General features: G+C 53.7%; 15 protein-coding genes and 1 riboswitch. Of the genes, 2 read left to right on the plus strand and 13 right to left on the minus strand.

The window, feature by feature from the left end; all coding sequences use genetic code 11:
- Positions 1–3 precede the first annotated feature (3 nt).
- Complete coding sequence (locus tag JUF13_RS07250; RefSeq protein ID WP_203638826.1) at positions 4–762, minus strand: hypothetical protein; 759 nt, start codon at positions 760–762, stop codon at positions 4–6.
- Between the two features lie 425 nt (positions 763–1,187).
- A complete protein-coding gene (gene leuS, locus JUF13_RS07255) occupies positions 1,188–3,617 on the minus strand; it encodes a leucine--tRNA ligase (RefSeq protein WP_203638828.1) in 2,430 nt (809 codons plus the stop codon).
- An 832-nt stretch (positions 3,618–4,449) separates the two neighbouring features.
- Here leuS and JUF13_RS07260 point away from each other — a divergent pair.
- Together JUF13_RS07260 and mnmM are read left to right on the plus strand one after the other, a co-directional pair.
- Entirely contained in the window at positions 4,450–5,088 is a 639-nt protein-coding gene (locus JUF13_RS07260) for a phosphatase PAP2 family protein (protein ID WP_203638830.1), read from the plus strand.
- Positions 5,089–5,655, plus strand: coding sequence for a tRNA 5-(aminomethyl)-2-thiouridylate-methyltransferase MnmM (gene mnmM, locus JUF13_RS07265; protein WP_203638832.1), 567 nt, complete (start codon positions 5,089–5,091; stop codon positions 5,653–5,655).
- 57 nt (positions 5,656–5,712) lie between these two features.
- Here mnmM and JUF13_RS07270 read toward each other — a convergent pair whose 3' ends face one another.
- The 11 genes from JUF13_RS07270 to lysA all read right to left on the minus strand — a co-directional run bounded on the left by JUF13_RS07270 (position 5,713) and on the right by lysA (position 17,281).
- Complete coding sequence (locus tag JUF13_RS07270) at positions 5,713–6,036, minus strand: MazG nucleotide pyrophosphohydrolase domain-containing protein (protein WP_203638834.1); 324 nt, start codon at positions 6,034–6,036, stop codon at positions 5,713–5,715.
- 209 nt (positions 6,037–6,245) lie between these two features.
- A complete protein-coding gene (locus tag JUF13_RS07275; RefSeq protein WP_203638836.1) occupies positions 6,246–7,571 on the minus strand; it encodes a glycosyltransferase family 2 protein in 1,326 nt (441 codons plus the stop codon).
- Between the two features lie 8 nt (positions 7,572–7,579).
- Positions 7,580–8,113: a hypothetical protein gene (locus JUF13_RS07280; protein WP_203638838.1), complete on the minus strand. Its 534-nt coding sequence runs from the start codon at positions 8,111–8,113 to the stop codon at positions 7,580–7,582.
- Positions 8,088–8,879, minus strand: a complete 792-nt coding sequence (locus JUF13_RS07285; RefSeq protein WP_236002686.1) for an EAL domain-containing protein — start codon at positions 8,877–8,879, stop codon at positions 8,088–8,090. Before JUF13_RS07285 ends, JUF13_RS07280 begins: the two co-directional genes overlap by 26 nt.
- 552 nt (positions 8,880–9,431) lie before the next feature.
- The gene (locus JUF13_RS07290; RefSeq protein ID WP_203638840.1) at positions 9,432–10,508 is read right to left on the minus strand and encodes an aspartate-semialdehyde dehydrogenase; all 1,077 of its coding nucleotides are present in this window, start codon (positions 10,506–10,508) and stop codon (positions 9,432–9,434) included.
- Between the two features lie 5 nt (positions 10,509–10,513).
- Entirely contained in the window at positions 10,514–11,716 is a 1,203-nt protein-coding gene (locus JUF13_RS07295; protein ID WP_203638842.1) for an aminotransferase class I/II-fold pyridoxal phosphate-dependent enzyme, read from the minus strand.
- 653 nt (positions 11,717–12,369) lie between these two features.
- On the minus strand, positions 12,370–13,143 hold the full coding sequence (gene dapB, locus JUF13_RS07300; RefSeq protein WP_203638844.1) for a 4-hydroxy-tetrahydrodipicolinate reductase: 774 nt from the start codon (positions 13,141–13,143) through the stop codon (positions 12,370–12,372).
- On the minus strand, positions 13,140–14,027 hold the full coding sequence (gene dapA, locus JUF13_RS07305) for a 4-hydroxy-tetrahydrodipicolinate synthase (RefSeq protein WP_203638846.1): 888 nt from the start codon (positions 14,025–14,027) through the stop codon (positions 13,140–13,142). The genes dapB and dapA overlap by 4 nt, the downstream gene beginning before the upstream one ends.
- Positions 14,028–14,041: 14 nt before the next feature.
- Positions 14,042–15,187 (minus strand): N-acetyldiaminopimelate deacetylase, encoded by a 1,146-nt coding sequence (locus JUF13_RS07310; RefSeq protein ID WP_203638848.1) that lies wholly within the window; start codon positions 15,185–15,187, stop codon positions 14,042–14,044.
- Positions 15,188–15,190: 3 nt separating this feature from the next.
- Positions 15,191–15,895, minus strand: coding sequence for a 2,3,4,5-tetrahydropyridine-2,6-dicarboxylate N-acetyltransferase (dapD, locus tag JUF13_RS07315; protein WP_203638850.1), 705 nt, complete (start codon positions 15,893–15,895; stop codon positions 15,191–15,193).
- Between the two features lie 84 nt (positions 15,896–15,979).
- Complete coding sequence (gene lysA, locus JUF13_RS07320; protein WP_203638852.1) at positions 15,980–17,281, minus strand: diaminopimelate decarboxylase; 1,302 nt, start codon at positions 17,279–17,281, stop codon at positions 15,980–15,982.
- Between the two features lie 88 nt (positions 17,282–17,369).
- Positions 17,370–17,552: riboswitch (Lysine riboswitch) on the minus strand.
- Positions 17,553–17,562 lie beyond the last annotated feature (10 nt).

Genomic DNA, 17,562 nt, shown 5'->3' on the forward strand with positions numbered 1-17,562 from the left:
CTCCTAATAGCGACTGGTGTACGACTGTAGCTTCATGTGCCGGACCGGATAGAAGCCCACGACCAAGTAGAACAGGGCCACGACGCCTAGCACGCCCAGCATCAGTCCGGTCGCCGACCCCACCAAATTAAACAGCATCCCGTACGCCACAATCATATAACTGCAGGGATTCAGGGCCGTCAAGACGATACCCAATGCCGAATCCGGGTTGAACGGCAGATTGATCAGCAGCATCCCCAGGAAAATATATCCCATCGTCATGAGAGACACCACGTTGAGCTTGATTGGCAGCACCAAGATAAAGTTCGTGAAGCCGGACACAATCGGAATCAACAGGAAATTCATGAAGAATCCCCCCACCATCAGGGGTACCAGGCTCAGTGAGGCCGGATTTAACAGCAGTACGATGACGTCAAACACCACGATTTCAACCTGAATAAACACAATTTGGACCGCCAGATTGCTATAGAAAATCAACCGCTTGTCCCCGGCAATAATCGTAAACATTTTTAGAAAGTTACTCTCCCGCATCCCAATCAGCCCAAACTGAAAGCCGTTCAGCACACCAACCAGAACGATGTAGGCCCAGTACCCCAGTAATTGGTATGCCACGTTGTGTAGGCCAAATGGATGACCACCGGAACTAACGGTCGCAATCACAAAGTAAATCGTGGGCGCAACCAACGTGTAAAAGAGAATCGCTTTTTCATCCCAGGTTTGTCGCAATTCAAAGCGACTAAGAATCTTCAACCTTCGCCACATTCTGAACCCCTCCTTATTGCCCCACAGTCAAGCAGAACATCTGCATTGACGCCCTTCATTATCCACATCAAATTCCCCATGCCAAATAAAAAGTGCCAGCCACCTTCGATTAGGAAAGTGACTGACACTTAAGTTTTCAAATGGCTTATCTTATCGCTAATTTAACTTTAACCTATCCGAAACCACCAGTCGCACGGACAAGTGTCTCCAATAAGGCAACGCTACCTGCAGCTGAAGTCGGTCAGATACGGAGTCTGGTGTCGGTTCTGTTTGGCCGCTGCTTTATTCGGCCTTACAGAACGGGACGCCTTTGAAATCTCGTGATTTTCGAGAGTTCAAAGCGAGTCCGAAGACCGCCCTGTGGCTTCGGGCGTGCCCCACCAGCCGGAGTGTCTGACCGGCGAAGCGACTCGCAGATGTTGCCTTTAGTTGGCGACGATGTTGACGAGCTTGCCGGGAACGACAATGACCTTCCGAACCGTCTTGCCATCCGTATGGGTCTTAACCGTCTCATCAGCCAAAGCTTGGGCTTCGATGTCATCCTTAGTAGCGTCCTTGGCCACCTTCAAGTGAGCCCGGACCTTACCGTTGACCTGAACGACCATTTCGACCACGTCTTCAACCAATTGCTTGGCATCGTACGTTGGCCACTTGGCGTAGGAAATCGTGTCGTCGTGACCCATCAAGGCCCAAAGTTCTTCGGCAATGTGGGGAACGATTGGAGAAATCATCTTGACGAAACCTTCCATGTAGATCAATGGTAGGCTGTCGGCCTTGTAGGCTTCGTTGACGAAGACCATCAATTGTGAAATGGCCACGTTGAAGCGCATGGCTTCAAGGTCTTCACTCACCGTCTTAACGGTTTGGTTGTAGATCTTATCCAACGTGCCATCGTTGATCATCGTGACCCGGTCACGCAGATGGTTGTTGTCGTCGATCAACAGACGCCAAACGCGGTCGAGCCAACGCTTGGAACCGTTGATACCTTCCGTACTCCATGGCTTGGAAGCTTCCAGTGGCCCCATGAACATTTCGTACAGACGCAGGGTGTCGACCCCAACCTTATCGACGATTTCGTCGGGGTTGATGACGTTGCCCTTGGACTTGGACATCTTTTCGTGGTTGGTCCCGAGGATCATCCCTTGGTTAACCAGCTTTTGGAAAGGCTCCTTGGTTGGCACGACACCGAGGTCGTACAGGAACTTGTGCCAGAACCGGGCGTACAGCAAATGCAGTACGGCATGTTCGGCCCCACCAATGTAGAGGTCGACTGGCATCCAGTATTTCAGCTTTTCAGGGTCGGCAATGGCCTTATCGTTGTGTGGATCGATGTAACGCAAGAAGTACCATGAACTCCCAGCCCATTGTGGCATGGTGTTGGTTTCACGTTTACCCTTACGACCATTTTCATCCACGACGTTGACCCAGTCATCCAGGTTAGCCAGCGGACTTTCACCGGTCCCAGAAGGTTCGAGTTGCTTAGCTGCTGGCAGCTTCAATGGCAATTCGTCTTCGGGAACCAACGTGGTCTCGCCATCTTCCCAATGAATGACAGGAATTGGTTCACCCCAGTAGCGTTGACGGGAGAAGATCCAATCGCGCAAGCGGAAGTTGACCTTCTTGTGGCCAGCCTTGTGTTCCTCAAGCCAGTCAATGGCCGCAGCGATGGCATCCTTCTTGTTTAACCCATTTAGGAAGTCGGAGTTGATGTGCTTGCCATCGCCCGTGTAGGCAGCGGTTTGCACGTCGGTATCGTCATCCCCAGCAATCACTTGCACGATTGGCAGATTGAATTTCTGAGCAAATTCGTTGTCCCGGTCGTCATGCGCAGGCACGGCCATGATGGCCCCAGTCCCGTAGGAAGACAACACGTAATCCCCGATCCAGATTGGCAATTTCTCGCCGCTCATTGGGTTGATTCCGTAGGCCCCAGTGAAGACCCCGGTCTTGTCCTTGTTCAAATCAGTCCGTTCCAGGTCAGACTTGCTGTCAATGGCTTGTTGGTAAGCCTTGACCTCATCGGCATGTTCCGGTGTCGTGATTTTTTCAACCAAGGCATGTTCTGGTGCCAGAACCATGTAGGTCGCACCAAACAACGTGTCAGGACGCGTCGTGTAGACTTCGACCTTGGTATCTTCCTGCCCAGCAACGGGGAAGAAGACGCTGGCCCCTTCGGAACGGCCGATCCAGTTACGTTGCATTTCCTTGATGCTGTCCGGCCAATCCAGGTCGTCCAAGTCATCCAACAAACGGTCAGCGTAGGCCGTGATTTTCAGCACCCATTGCCGCATTGGGACGCGGTAAACGGGATAGCCACCCCGTTCCGTCTTCCCATCGACAACTTCTTCGTTGGCCACAACGGTACCACCCATGAAATCAGGCGCCCAGTTGACCATGATCTTATCTTCGTAAGCCAGACCCTTTTTGTACATTTGTTCAAAGATCCACTGCGTCCACTTGTAGAAGGATTCATCAGTCGTGTTGACCTCGCGGCTCCAGTCGTAAGAGAACCCAAGTGAGCGGATTTGGCGTTTGAAATTCTTGATGTTGTGTGCGGTGAAGTCCTTGGGGTTGTGCCCCGTCTTCAAGGCGTACTGTTCAGCGGGCAGGCCGAAAGCGTCCCAGCCCATTGGGTGCAAGACGTTGAAGCCTTGCATCCGCTTCAAGCGGGCCATGATGTCGGTCGCCGTGTAACCTTCGGGATGACCCACGTGGAGTCCTTGACCTGAAGGGTATGGGAACATATCCATCACGTAATACTTCGGTTTGCTTTGATTGTCAGAGGTCTTAAATGTTTCATTGACCCGCCAGTAATGTTGCCATTTGCGTTCAATTATTTGGTGTTCGTATGCCAAATCGTTCGCTCCCTTTCTCAATTTCAACGTTGAGCCACAAAAAAAGCCCCCAGAAGCCCAAAATTCAGCTTCTGTAGGGCGTGTCAGCGCGGTACCACCTACATTTCCCCGGTCTTGTACCGAGGCTCATTAACGGCTGATAACGTCGCCAAACGCCCACTTTGCAGCGGAGAAGACTCCGAGACAAGTTCGTCCGACCGGGTAACGGATTCACAGCGACCATCCGCTTGCTGAATACCCCGTCAAAGTACTACTTCTCATCAACGTCTTTGCTTAATCAGATTGTTTTCATCTTAGCAAACCCCTTCGCGAAAAGCAAGGGCCACCCCGGCATTTCCGCGAATAATTCTATTTGAAATAACGGAAACTACCGACTCCGGCTTCCAGAGATTCCGCCTCCCAAACCAGTGCCTCCGGGACGGTGAAAATGGGCCGGGACGCTGTGGGCGCACGGTGGAAGCCATAGAGCGGTCTTCCATCTTACTTTGAGCCGCTGTGCGTCTCAAAGACAGCAATGGCCTAAGCGGCTAAATCCGCCGCTAAAGCCATTCCCACGGCTGAGCCCATTTTCACCGACCCTGCGGCGGACACTGGTTTGGGGCACTAGAACTGCATTTTTTCTACTGGCTTTCTGAAAAACACAGTTCAATTAGCTTCATCACACTAAGGACGCATCCTTATATTAATTTTTCAATAGGCAATCAACTGAGTCGCTTATTCGTGACCCCCCTGTGCTATACTGAAATTATTATCAAAAGGACTGGCCACGCCTTTGCAACAGCCTTGGCCAGCTCTTCACGTCATGATTCTATTTCACAGGAGGTCTCCTTTTTTGACGACCATTTCACAAACCCGCTGGCGCTTTACCTGGGCCGCGGGAATTCTCTTTTTGATTGACCTTTTCGGCGTTGTCTTCCAGCAATCGTGGCTCAAGGCGTTTGACCAGCTGATTATTGGCTGGATTCGGCAGCCCTTGCCCACTGGCTTGACGCACGCCATTATCTGGATCACTCACTCCGGCAATCCCAAGCCCGTGACCTGGGTCACGCTACTACTGCTTGCCGCCTTAGTGATTCTCCGGCGTTATCGGGGCGCACTGTTTTTGGCAGTCAACGTCCTGGTCTGGGCAGGTATCGGCAATAGCGTGATCAAGCACCTGGTCCAACGGCCACGGCCCACGGTTGACCGCCTCGTCAGTGCCAGCTCCTACAGCTTTCCCAGCGGTCATTCCATTACGGCCATGCTCCTGTGGGGCTCGCTGATTGTTTTACTGGGCTGGTCGTTGCGCCAGCATAAAAATTCTCGCTGGGTGGTGACCCTCCTGCTAAGTATCTGGATCGTCATCATTGGCCTGACGCGAATCTACGTGGGCGTGCACTACCCGACCGACGTGATTGGTGGCTGGTCGCTCGGCTTTGTCCTCCTGACTTTGACCCAATGGTTCTTAACCCGTTACGGAGATGCTTTATAAATGAATTTACCAAATGCCTTAACTTATAGTCATACGCTTTTAACTGAAATCGTCGGTCCCGGCATGACCGTGGTCGACGCCACCGTTGGTCAGGGCCACGACACCCTATTTCTCGCCAACCTGGTCGGCAAGACCGGTCGCGTCATCGGCTTTGACATTCAGCAGGCCGCCCTCGACGCCACTCAGCAGCAATTATCCTTGACTGGCCTCGGCGCTCAGGTCGAGCTCCACGCCACCGGCCACGAACACGTCGGTGAGTTCCTGGCGCCCGACGAACCCGTCACGGCGGCCGTGTTTAACCTGGGCTACCTGCCCGGTGGTGACAAATCCGTCATCACCCGACCGGAAACCACGTTGGCCGCTGTGAAAACGCTGCTACCCCACCTGTCTCGTGGCGGCCGCATCATCCTGGTCGTCTATGCCGGTCACCCCGGTGACCCGACAGAACGCCAGGCCGTGGTGGACTTCTGCCAGGCATTACCGCAAAAGACGTATCAGGTCCTGCAATATGGCTTTATCAATCAAATTCATACGCCACCGTTTCTGCTCGCGATTGAACGGCGGTAAGCAAAAGCGTTAGCCACCATCCCCACTGGGACATTGGCTAACGCTTTTTCGTTTTAATTATTTTTCGGAGTGAAATCGTTTAGTCAGCTTATCCTGGCTGGCCTGCAACAGCTGCTGCGGGTCGACGTCGTACTGACTGGCGACCATCAACACCTGATCCAAGACGTCCGCCAGCTCTTCTTGCAAGTTCGCTTCCCAAACGGCCGCCGACTTGTGCGCCTCACCGGGATGGTCGCGCCCAATCTCAATGGCCCGAACCGCCCGCGCCAGTTCACCGACCTCTTCCGTCAAAAAATTTAAATGGATGAAGGGCGAGTAATCATACCAATTCCGTTGCTTGTAAAAGTCCACTAACCACCGTTGATGTTCATCAATATCCATGTGACGACCTCCCTGTCTGCCGTGAAAATTTGTTGTTCCTCTAACAGTACCATAGTGCTCGCTCCCGGCAACCCACCACGTCTTACAAATTTAGTTATACTAAGCGGTGAGCTGCGGTCTTACGTAAAAACGAGCCTGAGAATTCCCCCAGACTCGTTCGTTATTTTATATGGCCGAAACGTGCGCCAAAAAGGCAGCCGGTTCCGCTCTTATTTTTTCTGCAACGACTTTCGTTTTGGACTGACCCAGGTGCCCGAGCCAAAGCCCAAGATCGTTTTCAGGGCGGGGATGAACGTCATCACGACCGTAATCGGGTTGACCATCCAGTAAAACAGCATGTACAGCGGCGCAAACAGGATGTACTTGAGCTTGATGCCATGGTGGTCCAACAGTAGCGCCGCCAGCAGCTGCATGAAGCCGGCGAAGATTTCAAAGGTCACGAAGATAAATGAAATCACGATGCCGTGGAGGACCCGCTCGTAGTTGCCGGTAAACAGGAACATTGCCATCGTCGCCAGGAATGACAACGAGGTCAGCGTGAAGAAGAACGACCACAGGATGGAAAGCGTGGAGTCCACGAACATGGAAATCTGGTAGCGGTGCTGAATCGGATGAAAGACAAATTTCTTAATATTGGTCAGCCAGACTTCGGTGCCCCCCTGCGCCCAGCGTTTCCGCTGCTTGTAGAGGTCCCGAATCGTTTCCGGCACGTTCATATGGAAAATCACGTTCGGGGCGAACCGCGGTACGGCGCCAATCATCTGGTGGTCCCAGGCGATACTGATATCCTCCGTGGCCCGGTTCTGCCGGAAGCCGCCGACATCAATCAGAAAGTCCTTCTTATACAGGGTATTGGCCCCACTGTACGCGTACATCGAGTCGTTGATGGCCGTCTGGCTACGCTTGATAACCCCGACGATACTGGTAAACTCCACCGTTTGCGACTTGCCTAGCAGACTAGACCGGTTCTGCACGTCCATGTTGGCGGTCACCGCGGAGGTGTTCATATCCCGGTCGCGCATGAAAAAGTTCATATACTTCATCAACGCATCGGGTTCGGGAATCGTGTCGGCATCGTTACTCAGAATATATTCACCCTTGGCAAAGTACATGCCGATGTTAAACGCGTGGGCCTTGCCCTTATTTTTCAAAATTTCAACGGTCCGCAACCGCGGATATTTTTCCTGCAGGCGGCTGATAATGGCCCCGGTATCGTCGCTGGAGCCGTCGTTCATCACCAGCACCTCAAAATTGTCATAGTTCAGCTGGTCAAACAGGTACGTGATGGTTTCTTCAATCATGACCTCTTCGTTATGCGCCGGAATCATGATGGTGATCATGGGTTGCTGCTCTACCGGAATATTTTCCCAGTCGTAGTCGCGCTTGTTGGTCTTAAAAAAGCGGTACGACAGTGCGCCCGCAAACCAGAAGAACGAGCCCACTACCGGGTACAGGCAGAGAATCAACAGAAAAATGTTCAGCAAGGTCTGCCCCAGTGTCGCTTTTAAAATGCTATCAATAAAGACGTTAAACATGGGACCTCCTAGTCATCCAAATCATTTAAATCGTGTTTCTCGTACAGGTCGTGAATCTGATCCGTATCGAGGTTTTGCTCGGGCTTAACCTGGTAGGTCCGAACGTTGTGGCGAAATTCTTCGTCGCCAAACCGCTCGTCCATGAATTTTTCCAGGGCCGTTTCCCGCTTCTTTTGATTGATGGGGTTAAACGTCGGCCACTGTTCCACGACCCGGTCACGCTTACGATTTTGAATGATCGTCATCCCCACGGCAAACAGCCAGACCATCACAAAGGCAAACAACAGGATGATCCCAATAAACTTGATTTCAAAAATCCCCTCATTGTACGACCATAGGTGAGGAATCTTCGGATCGTACGCGGCCCAAAAAGACGTGACCGTAATCACCACGGGCACGATGACGCAGATCCAGCCAAAGATGGCGACCAACGTTTGCCAAATTTTCAGACCCCAGTGGCCCTTTTCAAAATAAACGTCGGTATACAATTGTTGCTTCACCTTGGCGCTATCATGTTCACTTGCTGCTGATTTTTTGGTCATCCATTGCCTCCTGTGGGTTCGCCGGCCGCCCAAAGCGATACCCCTGCCGGACCCGAATCTTTAACTGTTCCGCGAGTTGCTCGTCCGCCTCGTCCTCCACACCCATCAAGATCAACTGGATGTGATTCTCCTGGGACAACCGGTTCCAATATTGCAAATTCAAATCCAACCATACGGACGGATCTTCCTTCCTGAAGCTCCGCATGGAACACTTGAGCGAATCGACCTGTGGCAAGAGCCACTTGACGTTCTTTAAATTTTCCAGGCTGGACCCGACGTTATCCACGTCAAAGCGCATGCCATACGCCCGACCATCCCGAATGCGTTTGAGAAATAACCGCCGATTCAAGCGCCCCTCTTGGCCATTAGCCGTATACTCGACCGCCAAATTCATCGGCGTGATTTTTGAAATCGCCCAGCGCACAAAGTAATGGAAGTCTGGACTTAAAATTTGATCGTACTCCAGGTTGATCGATAAGGTGATGTCTTCGCGCGGCAAGGCCTTGAAGGTGTCTTCCAGCAAAAAAATCACTCGCTGTAAGGGTAATGAGTCCAACTTTTGTGGCAACGACCAAGACCCATCGTCGTTGTGTTGCCGCAGCAAGCACTCGTACCCGGTGGTCTGGCCGCGGAAGTCGACCTGTTTTTGAATAAAGTACCGTAACTCTATTTCCTTATTTTCCAAATAGTTATTCGAATTTTTCCGGGAGTACCAAAAATAAACCGCCACCGTAATCACTAAAATCACGGCCGCAACCAGGGTAATCTACAGTAAAACCGACTCTAATTGGGCTAACGACATGCTTTTCGTCCTCACTTTTTGAACCATTCTTAGGCCGTTACGCTTCTGCGCAACGGCCGTTGATAGTCACTTCTCGCTTGAAACTGGTCGCGCATCTAACCGTTCTCACGGCTAGAAACGCGTATTATCCAGAGACAGTATCATCACTAATTGTATATTTTGTGGGGCCGAATTCAAGTTCTTTGCCGGAATCTGTAACATCCCGTTAATAATGGATAGCAATAACGGATTATCGCCTAATGGATACAAAAAAGCCACCGCCACAATCGCATTCGCGTGTGGCGGTGGCTGCTTGTTAGTCTCGCAGTACCAGGGGTTAACTCGTTTTACTAAAGCGTTTGGGAATAACCAGTAAACTATTTTTCCCGTTAGACATTCTGTCCGCAATTTTAGTCGATAGACTGTTCAATTAAATCGTTATTCGATTGAATGCCGTTATGCTGGCTTCTTGTATGTAGCATAATTAAAGCCACCTGATTAATTGCTACCTACAATCGACAAACTTTGACCGTTATTTTACTTCGTTGCCGGCACAACCGGGTGAACCAGGTCATCGGCGACTAGTCGTTCCGCAATCTGAACCGTGTTCCAAGCGGCCCCCTTTAACAGGTTATCGGACACGACCCACAGGTTGAAAGCCCCCGGATTTTCCAGGTCGGGCCGAATCCGCCCAACGTAGGTGTCACGTGTCCCAGTGGCATTGACCGGTTGCGGATAGACTTGATGGGCCGGGTCATCCTGTAGAACGGCACCCGGCGCGTCCACAATGGCCTGCCGTAATTGATCGACCGTGGCGGTAGGATCCCCGGTATCGATCCAAATGGATTCCCCATGACTGATGGGCACGGGGACCCGGACACAGGTGGCCGTGACCTTGATTTCACTGGCATTCATGTCCCCCAGCATGATCTTCTTCGTTTCGTGAATCATCTTCCACTCTTCATGGGAATACAGGTTGTCCTCCAGCACGTCAATCTGTGGCAACAGGTTAAAGGCCAGTGGATAGTGCCGTTGATCGCCCTTCGTTGGGAAAATGTCCGCGTGCATCTGCTTGCCGTCCAGGAAGTCTTGGGCCTCGGTGTACAGCTCGTTCAAGGCTGACTGCCCCGCGCCGGATGCGGCCTGGTAGGTAGACACGATAATCTGCTTTAACCCAATGGCCTGGCGAATGGGTTCCAGGGCGACCATCATTTGAATTGTCGAGCAATTCGGGTTAGCAATAATGCCTTGGTGGTGATACAACGCCGTTTCATTCACTTCCGGCACGACCAGCGGAATCTCTGGCACCATCCGAAAGGCACTGGTATTGTCCACGCAGACTGCCCCGCGCTTCACGGCTTCGGGCAGGAATTTCTTAGAGACACTGCCACCGGCCGAGGCCAAGACTAGGTCGACCCCGTCAAACGCAGCGGGCGTGGCTTCTTCAACCGTGACGTCCTGTTCTCTAAATTGTAAGACCTTCCCCGCCGAGCGTGAAGACGCCAATAATTTAACCGACTTCACTGGAATCGTAGACTGCTCTAACTGTTGAATCAAGCGGGTTCCCACGGCGCCCGTGGCCCCTAAAATCGCAACGACAAATCCTTCACTCATACCGTTCATCCCTTAATTTTTAATTGCATCTTTTCCGTAAATACCGTCAACCGCGCCATGGCTTCCTGCAGATCCGCCATCGATGACGCGTAGGACAGGCGCACGTACCCTTCGCCACCAGCGCCAAACGCACTGCCGGGGGTCACGCCCACCTTGGCTTCTTCGGCCAGTCTCGTCGCAAATTCGACGGAACTCAGCCCAAAGCTAGCCGGAATCTTCGCAAACGCGTAAAACGCGCCAGCCGGCAACGCCGTTTCGTAGCCCAAGGCATTTAGTTTGGGCACGATGTAATCACGCCGTTGTTGATAAACCTGCCGCATGTCCTGAGCATCATCGACGCCGTTGGTCAGCGCCTCCAACGCCGCATACTGGGCTGGATTCGACGGACTGGTGACCGCAAAGCCATGGAGCTTGCTGGCGTTCACCACAAAGTCCTTGGGCCCGACGAAGTAGCCGATTCGATAGCCGGTCATCGCATGGGACTTGGATAACCCGTTGATCAGAATTGTTTGTTCCGGCAACAACTCGGCCATCGAGGTGTGCGGCTGACCATAGGTTAATTCCGCATAAATTTCATCGGTTAAGACGTACATGGCATTTTGCTTAATGACATCCGCCAGTTCCTGTAACTGGTCGCGGCTGTACTCGAATCCGGTGGGATTGCCAGGGAAGTTCAAAACCAGTGCCTTCACGTTGCCGGCACCCTCTCGGTCAAGTACTTCCTGTAAATGTTTACCGGTCAACCGGAACCCATCGGCCGTGGTATCCACCTGAACAGGAATTCCGCCAAAGATTTCGATGACCGGCCAATACAAGGCAAAGGTCGGGGTGGCCACCAGAATTTTGTCTCCGGGATTGATTAAACTGCCCAGTGCTGCAAAAATGGCCTCGGTCGCCCCCACGGTCACCACGATTTCAGACGCCGCGTCATAGCTGACGTGAAAGCGTTGTTGCAGGTAGTCGCTGATGGCTGTCCGCAGTTCCATGATGCCGCGCTGATCGGAGTAGTGAGATTTATTTTCCCGAATGCTCTGGATGGCGGCTGCCTTCACGTGCTCGGGCACGTTGAAGTCGGGTTCCCCCAGCGTCAGCTTAATAATCCCCGGAATCTGCGCAAATTTCTGCGCAAAGAACCGAATCTGAGAAACGCCCATTGGCGCAAGTGTTTGGTTAACAATTGATTTTAGTTTCGAATCCAGTAGCGGCAAATTGGTCACCTCTCCTAACCTTTATGTTTTCTGTTTACTATTGTTTTTGTCTGTCCGTTCCCGGCGGCGGGCTCAAGACGCCCTGCTGTGGGGAACGCTTCCAGCCTGAGAATCGGTCTTCCAGCTCGCCTTGAAACCTCGCTGAAGTTCGCGAGTTTCCAAGGTCGTCCCATGCTCTAGGTTGGGACAGAACCCCAATCAAGACCATCGACACAGCCGGACATCTTGGCCCGCCTCTGGTCACTCACGTTTGTGCGTAACAAACATACCGGCGTAGTTGCGCAATTCCTTGTGGTGGTTGTGATTGACGGATTGAAATTGTTGAATTTTATTACACTGTTTCTGAAGATCACGGACGCATCGCCAATCGCTGGGGCGTCATCACCAAACGTAACTGACGTAGTCCCCCTCCAGAACCCCTGACATGGTCATCGGCAAATCTGCTTTAAACCAGTATCAGCCGCAGGGCTGGCGAAAATGGGCTCAGCCGTGGGAGTTGTCTTAGCGGTTTACCGCTTAGACAACTGCTATCTTTGAGACTCGGTCCTTGAGGCTCAAAGTAAGTCTGGAGACCGCTCTTCGGCTCCAGACGTGCGCCCACAGCGTCACGGCCCAGTTTTCACCGGCCCGGAGGCGCTGCCAAGCACCCAAGTTTAAAGAATATTTTCCAGGCCGATGACCAGGTTCTGACGGTGCATGACGGCGTCGATAGCGATGCGCACACCGGTCATAAATGACGCCCGGTCCGTCGTACTCTGCTTCAGCGTCAAGGTTTCACCCGCCCCGCCGAAGATAACCTCCTCATCGGCGATAAAGCCCGGCAGCCGCACGGCGTGGATCTTAATCCCGTGGTAATCGCCACCGCGTGCACCCATGGGGTCCTGTTCCTGCGGATTGTTCGTTTCATCATGCCCCTGTTGCTCGTAGATCAGTTTGGCCGTGTTGCGGGCGGTCCCGGACGGTGCGTCCAGCTTATCGGCATGGTGGTATTCCATGATTTCAGCGTGGTCGAAGTAGGCCGCGGCTTCCTTAGCAAATTTCATCATCAAGACGGCGGAGACCCCAAAGTTGGCGGCAATGATGCCCCCTAACCCCTTCGCGTTGGCCGCCTGTTGAAGCGCCACCTGTTGGTCCTCGGTCATGCCGCTGGTCCCAATCACCGGCCGAATGCCGTGATCAATCGCAAATTTGGCATTGGCGTAGACCCCACTCGGCAGGCTGAAGTCAATCCAAATGTCAGCTGCTGGCAACTGGGCGAGGTCGTTAGCGACCACCACCGTTGAATCTAACCGATACGTTGCGGGCGCCAGGTCAGTCACGTGAGGGTTGTACACACCCACTAGGTTTAAATCAGCTACTTGATCAATCATGGCGAGGGTCATTTGCCCCATCGAGCCGTTAAATCCGGCAACAATTACTGAAATCACGCTTGGGCCTCCTTGGTGCCGAGGGCCGCGTAGAGCGCCGCCTTTTCCTCAGCGTTGAGTGGCAAAATTGGCAAGCGACACGTCCCAACCTCATAGCCCTGGTCGTTTAATACGGCCTTGACCGGTGACGGTGACGGGTACATGAACAGGGCCGCCATCTTGGGCGTCAACTGCCGGTGTAAGGCGCCAGCGGCTTGGACGTTGCCGGCTGCCAGGTCGTCTAACATCTCACGAATTTGGTCGCCGTAAACGTGAGACGCCACGGAGATCACCCCGTTACCCCCGACCGCCGTGGCAAACAGCGCCTGGGCATCCTCGCCGCTATAGACCAGGAAGTCTGCCGGTGTGTGTTCCACGATGTACTCGAAATCGGCCATCGTATTGCACTGCTTGACGCCACCAATGTTGGGGTACTGGGCCAAGTCGACGACGGTTTCCTTGGTCATCAAGACCCCGGTCCGGCCCGGAATGTTATAGATCATCACGGGAAGCGGCGAAGCATCGGCTACCGTTTGAAAATGCGCCCGCATCCCCCGCTGGTTCGGCTTATTGTAGTACGGCACCACGACCAGGGCCATGTCGATACCGGGCACCTGGCCCAGCTTCTGGACAAAGTCGACGGTCTCCTGCGTGTTGTTACTGCCGGCGCCGGCGATAACGGGCACCCGGCCACCGACCATCTTGCCAAAGCGCGTATAGAGCTCTAATTTTTCCGTTTCGCTCAGCGTGGGCGTTTCCCCAGTGGTTCCGCCAATGACGAAGCCCTTGGTCCCGGTCGCCAGCAAGTGATTGGTCAACTTTTCCAAAGCAGCGTAGTTAATGGCGCTCCCATCGGCGGTAAACGGCGTAATGATTGCCGTGAGTAAATCTGCATTTTCAAACATTCTCAATCTCTCCTTTAGTGAGCCATTCTGTCAGTTAAGAAGCCCCGCATAGCGGTCACGCCCTTGATGATGGCGCCCTCGTGGGGATTAAAATTAGCGGCGTGAAGCGCACCCGGACTGTCGACCCCCAGCCAAAACATGGTGCCAGGAATCTGGTTCAGCAGGTAGCCAAAGTCTTCGCCGGTCATAGCCGGCGGGGTCTCCTGAAAATCCACGTCGGCGGCCCGCTGCATGTACTGGATAAAGTTGGCCGTTAATTGCGGGTCGTTTTCCACGGGGTAGTAGCCCCCCTGATTAAACGTCACATCAATCTGGGCGTTGTAGGTCTGAGCCACCCCGGCCGCAATCTCACGCACGCGCTGCCGAATAAATAGGATCATGTCCTGGGTCAGCCCACGAATCGTGCCTTCCAGCCGGGCTTCCCCCGCAATCACGTTGCGAATCGACCCCGCGGTCATTTTGCCAAAGGTCACCACGCCACACGCGGTCGGGTCGATGTTGCGGGCAACAATCGTTTGAATCTGGGTAATGAAGCTGGCCGCAATCACGACCGCATCGTTGGCCCGGTGCGGAAAGGCTGCGTGACCGCTAGTACCGTGAATCGTCACGTTGACCTCGCTGGTCCCGGCAAATAACGTGCCGAGGCGACAGCCAATCGTGCCGGTGGGCAGGTCGGAATTGTCATGCAAGCCGTAGAATTCATCGATGTGCCACGCCCCGGTGAACAGTCCCAGGTCGTACGCCTGCTTCCCCCCGCTCTCGCTCTCTTCGGCGGGTTGGAAGAAGAATATCAGGTTATCTTGTGGCTGATTCTCGGCAAAGTAGCTGAGGAGGCCCAGCGCCACGGTCATATGAATATCGTGACCGCAGGCGTGCATCACACCCGGATGGGTCGAATGGAACGAACGACTGGCCGTCTCGTCGACGGGTAAGGCATCGATGTCGGCCCGGTAGCCAATCGTGCGTTGTGGCTGACTCCCCGCGACCTTGACCAGCAAGGCCGTCGGGAGCTCGCTGGGTTCGCGCACCGTCAACCAGGTCGCTGGCAACTGCTCGACCACCGCTTTTAAATAGGCGTGCGTGGCAGTTTCGTGAAGTGCCAGCTCCGGAATCTGGTGAAGGTGGCGGCGAATCTGAATGAGTTCTGCTTCCGTTAGCATGGTCTACAACTCCCTCAAGGTTTCTTCGATATGGGTCTTGTCAGTCGTCTGCTGGTCTTTTATTTTGATTACGCGCGCCGGTACACCGGCGACGACGGCATTCGGGGCCACGTCTTTGGTGACCACGGCGCCGGCGCCAACCACGGCATTGTCACCGACTTGCACACCTTCTAACACGACCGCGTTAGCGCCGACCGTGACGTTGTTACCGATGCGGACTGGCGTCGCGGACGCGGGTTCCACCACGCCGGCCAGCACAGCATTCGCTCCGATGTGAGCGTTGGTTCCTACCGTGGCGCGGCCGCCAAGCACGGCGCCCATGTCGATCATGGTGCCGGCCCCAATTTCTGCGCCGATATTGATGACGGCCCCCATCATGATGACCGCGTGATCACCAATCGTGACCTGATCGCGGATGATGGCCCCCGGCTCAATGCGGGCGTTGGTCGTTGCCGTGTCCAGTAATGGCACGGCCGAGTTACGGGCGGTTACCTCAAGGTGGTACGTCTCTTCCGGCCGATCCGCCAAGAGTGGCGCCACGTCGCGGTAATCCCCAATTAACAGGGTAAACTCGGGCGCAGCGAATCGTTGCACGCTAGTGGGAACCTTATCGGCCGGAATATTTTCTTGCACGTAAGCTTTCACGGGCGTTACCTTTTCGGCGGTGCCAATGTACCTGATAATTTCTTCCGCAGTCATCTTTTTCATTAATTTTCCTCCTATATAATAAGCACCCGGTGCCGGCCGAGTTTACGCTGGCTAATTCAGTACGGTTCTCATCCACATTTCAGTTTATAAATAACTCTCATCCAACCGTGTCAGATCCGCGTAGGTCTCACGGCGAACCACGACTTTGGCCTGGCCATTTTCAACGAAGACGACCGCGGGCCGCGGGTTGCGGTTGTAGTTGGACGCCATTGAGTAGCCGTAAGCACCGGTATCCAACATGGCAATCAAATCGCCGGGTTCCGTGCGGGGCAACTTGGCCTGATCAACCAGAATGTCGCCGGACTCACAATACTTTCCGGCCAGATGGACGGTTTCCTGTTGCGGGGCGTTGAGCTTGTTGGCTACCACCGCCTCGTATTGCGCCTGGTACAGCGCTGGTCGAATGTTATCGCCCATCCCCCCATCAACACTCAGGTAGGAGGTCAGGTTGGGAATGTCCTTGCGCGACCCGACCGTGTACAGGTTGTAGCCAGCGGGACCCACGATGGACCGACCCGGTTCGATCCAAATCTCGGGGAGGTCCAGGTTAGCTTCCGCTGCACTGGCCTTCAGGGTGGCCGCAATGTGTTGGATGAAGACGTCCGGGCCAATGGCTTCGTCGGCGGCCGTGTAGGTAATACCAAAGCCACCGCCAAGATTCAAGATTTGGGGAACGAAGTTGAAATCATCGCGCCACTCGGCGGCAATGCTGACCAACTTTTGGACCAGCATTTCAAAGCCGGCGACCCCAAAGATCTGTGAACCGATGTGGGCGTGAATCCCAATCAGGTGCATCTGCGGTACCGCCAGAACTTCCTGCAGGGCGCGGGTGGCTTGTCCGGAGGCGACGTCGAAGCCAAATTTACTATCGACCTGACCAGTTTGTGTGTAGCGGTGGGTATGCGCGGAAATGCCCGGTGTCAGCCGCAACATCACGTTGACGCTGGCCCCCTTGACGGCAAGGACTTCCTTGAGCAACTGAATTTCGTGGAAGTTGTCTAGGATGATGACACCAACGCCGTGATCCACGGCCATGGTCAGCTCGGCCACCGACTTGTTATTACCGTGGAAGCTGAGGCGCTCGGCAGGGAAGCCGGCTTTTAACGCGGTGTACAGCTCGCCGCCGGAAACGACATCGGCGTGGAGGCCCTCTTCCTTAATGACCTGATACATGGCCACGGTCGCGAAGGCCTTGCTGGCATAACTAATTTGATAACGAAGCCCGCTCTGGTCAAAACTCTCACGGAAGTCCTGAATCTGTTGGCGAATGTTGCCGACATCGTAAACCACTAATGGCGTGCCGAAGTCTCGTGCGAGTTGCGTGGCATCCACCCCACCTAACAACAGATGTCCTTGTTCATTGGCTTGTAAATCACGACTAATCATCTCTCAACCACCCTTTCGTTACGGGACAAAAAAAGGATCTCTTTGCTTACAAACAAAGAGATCCCAGAAATTTGCATTCTGCATCGTATTCGTCGTAAGCGCCCCGTAGCAGACATTTTTGCTACGACAGTCCGCGTTTTATTCAAACCACGTCCCAGCTAATCAGCCGCTGAATCGACTGACGCTTCGGCAACCGCCCCTTTCCGCAAGTTCCTGGTCCATTCAGGGACTCCCTTGCGTACTGATGTTGGTTGCAACCTCTTATTTGATGTTGCTATTAG

It is taken from the genome of Levilactobacillus wangkuiensis (genome assembly GCF_016861605.1).
Lineage (GTDB): Bacteria > Bacillota > Bacilli > Lactobacillales > Lactobacillaceae > Levilactobacillus > Levilactobacillus wangkuiensis.

What these genes read in the sequence shown, in the direction of transcription:
- JUF13_RS07280 (WP_203638838.1), bottom strand. Translation starts at nt 8,113, where the DNA reads ATGACCAAAAAATCAGCAGCAAGTGAACATGATAGCGCCAAGGTGAAG.
- JUF13_RS07270 (WP_203638834.1), bottom strand. Translation starts at nt 6,036, where the DNA reads ATGGATATTGATGAACATCAACGGTGGTTAGTGGACTTTTACAAGCAA.
- JUF13_RS07250 (WP_203638826.1), bottom strand. Translation starts at nt 762, where the DNA reads ATGTGGCGAAGGTTGAAGATTCTTAGTCGCTTTGAATTGCGACAAACC.
- mnmM (WP_203638832.1), top strand. Translation starts at nt 5,089, where the DNA reads ATGAATTTACCAAATGCCTTAACTTATAGTCATACGCTTTTAACTGAA.
- JUF13_RS07290 (WP_203638840.1), bottom strand. Translation starts at nt 10,508, where the DNA reads ATGAGTGAAGGATTTGTCGTTGCGATTTTAGGGGCCACGGGCGCCGTG.
- JUF13_RS07275 (WP_203638836.1), bottom strand. Translation starts at nt 7,571, where the DNA reads ATGTTTAACGTCTTTATTGATAGCATTTTAAAAGCGACACTGGGGCAG.
- JUF13_RS07310 (WP_203638848.1), bottom strand. Translation starts at nt 15,187, where the DNA reads ATGCTAACGGAAGCAGAACTCATTCAGATTCGCCGCCACCTTCACCAG.
- dapD (WP_203638850.1), bottom strand. Translation starts at nt 15,895, where the DNA reads ATGAAAAAGATGACTGCGGAAGAAATTATCAGGTACATTGGCACCGCC.
- lysA (WP_203638852.1), bottom strand. Translation starts at nt 17,281, where the DNA reads ATGATTAGTCGTGATTTACAAGCCAATGAACAAGGACATCTGTTGTTA.
- dapA (WP_203638846.1), bottom strand. Translation starts at nt 14,027, where the DNA reads ATGTTTGAAAATGCAGATTTACTCACGGCAATCATTACGCCGTTTACC.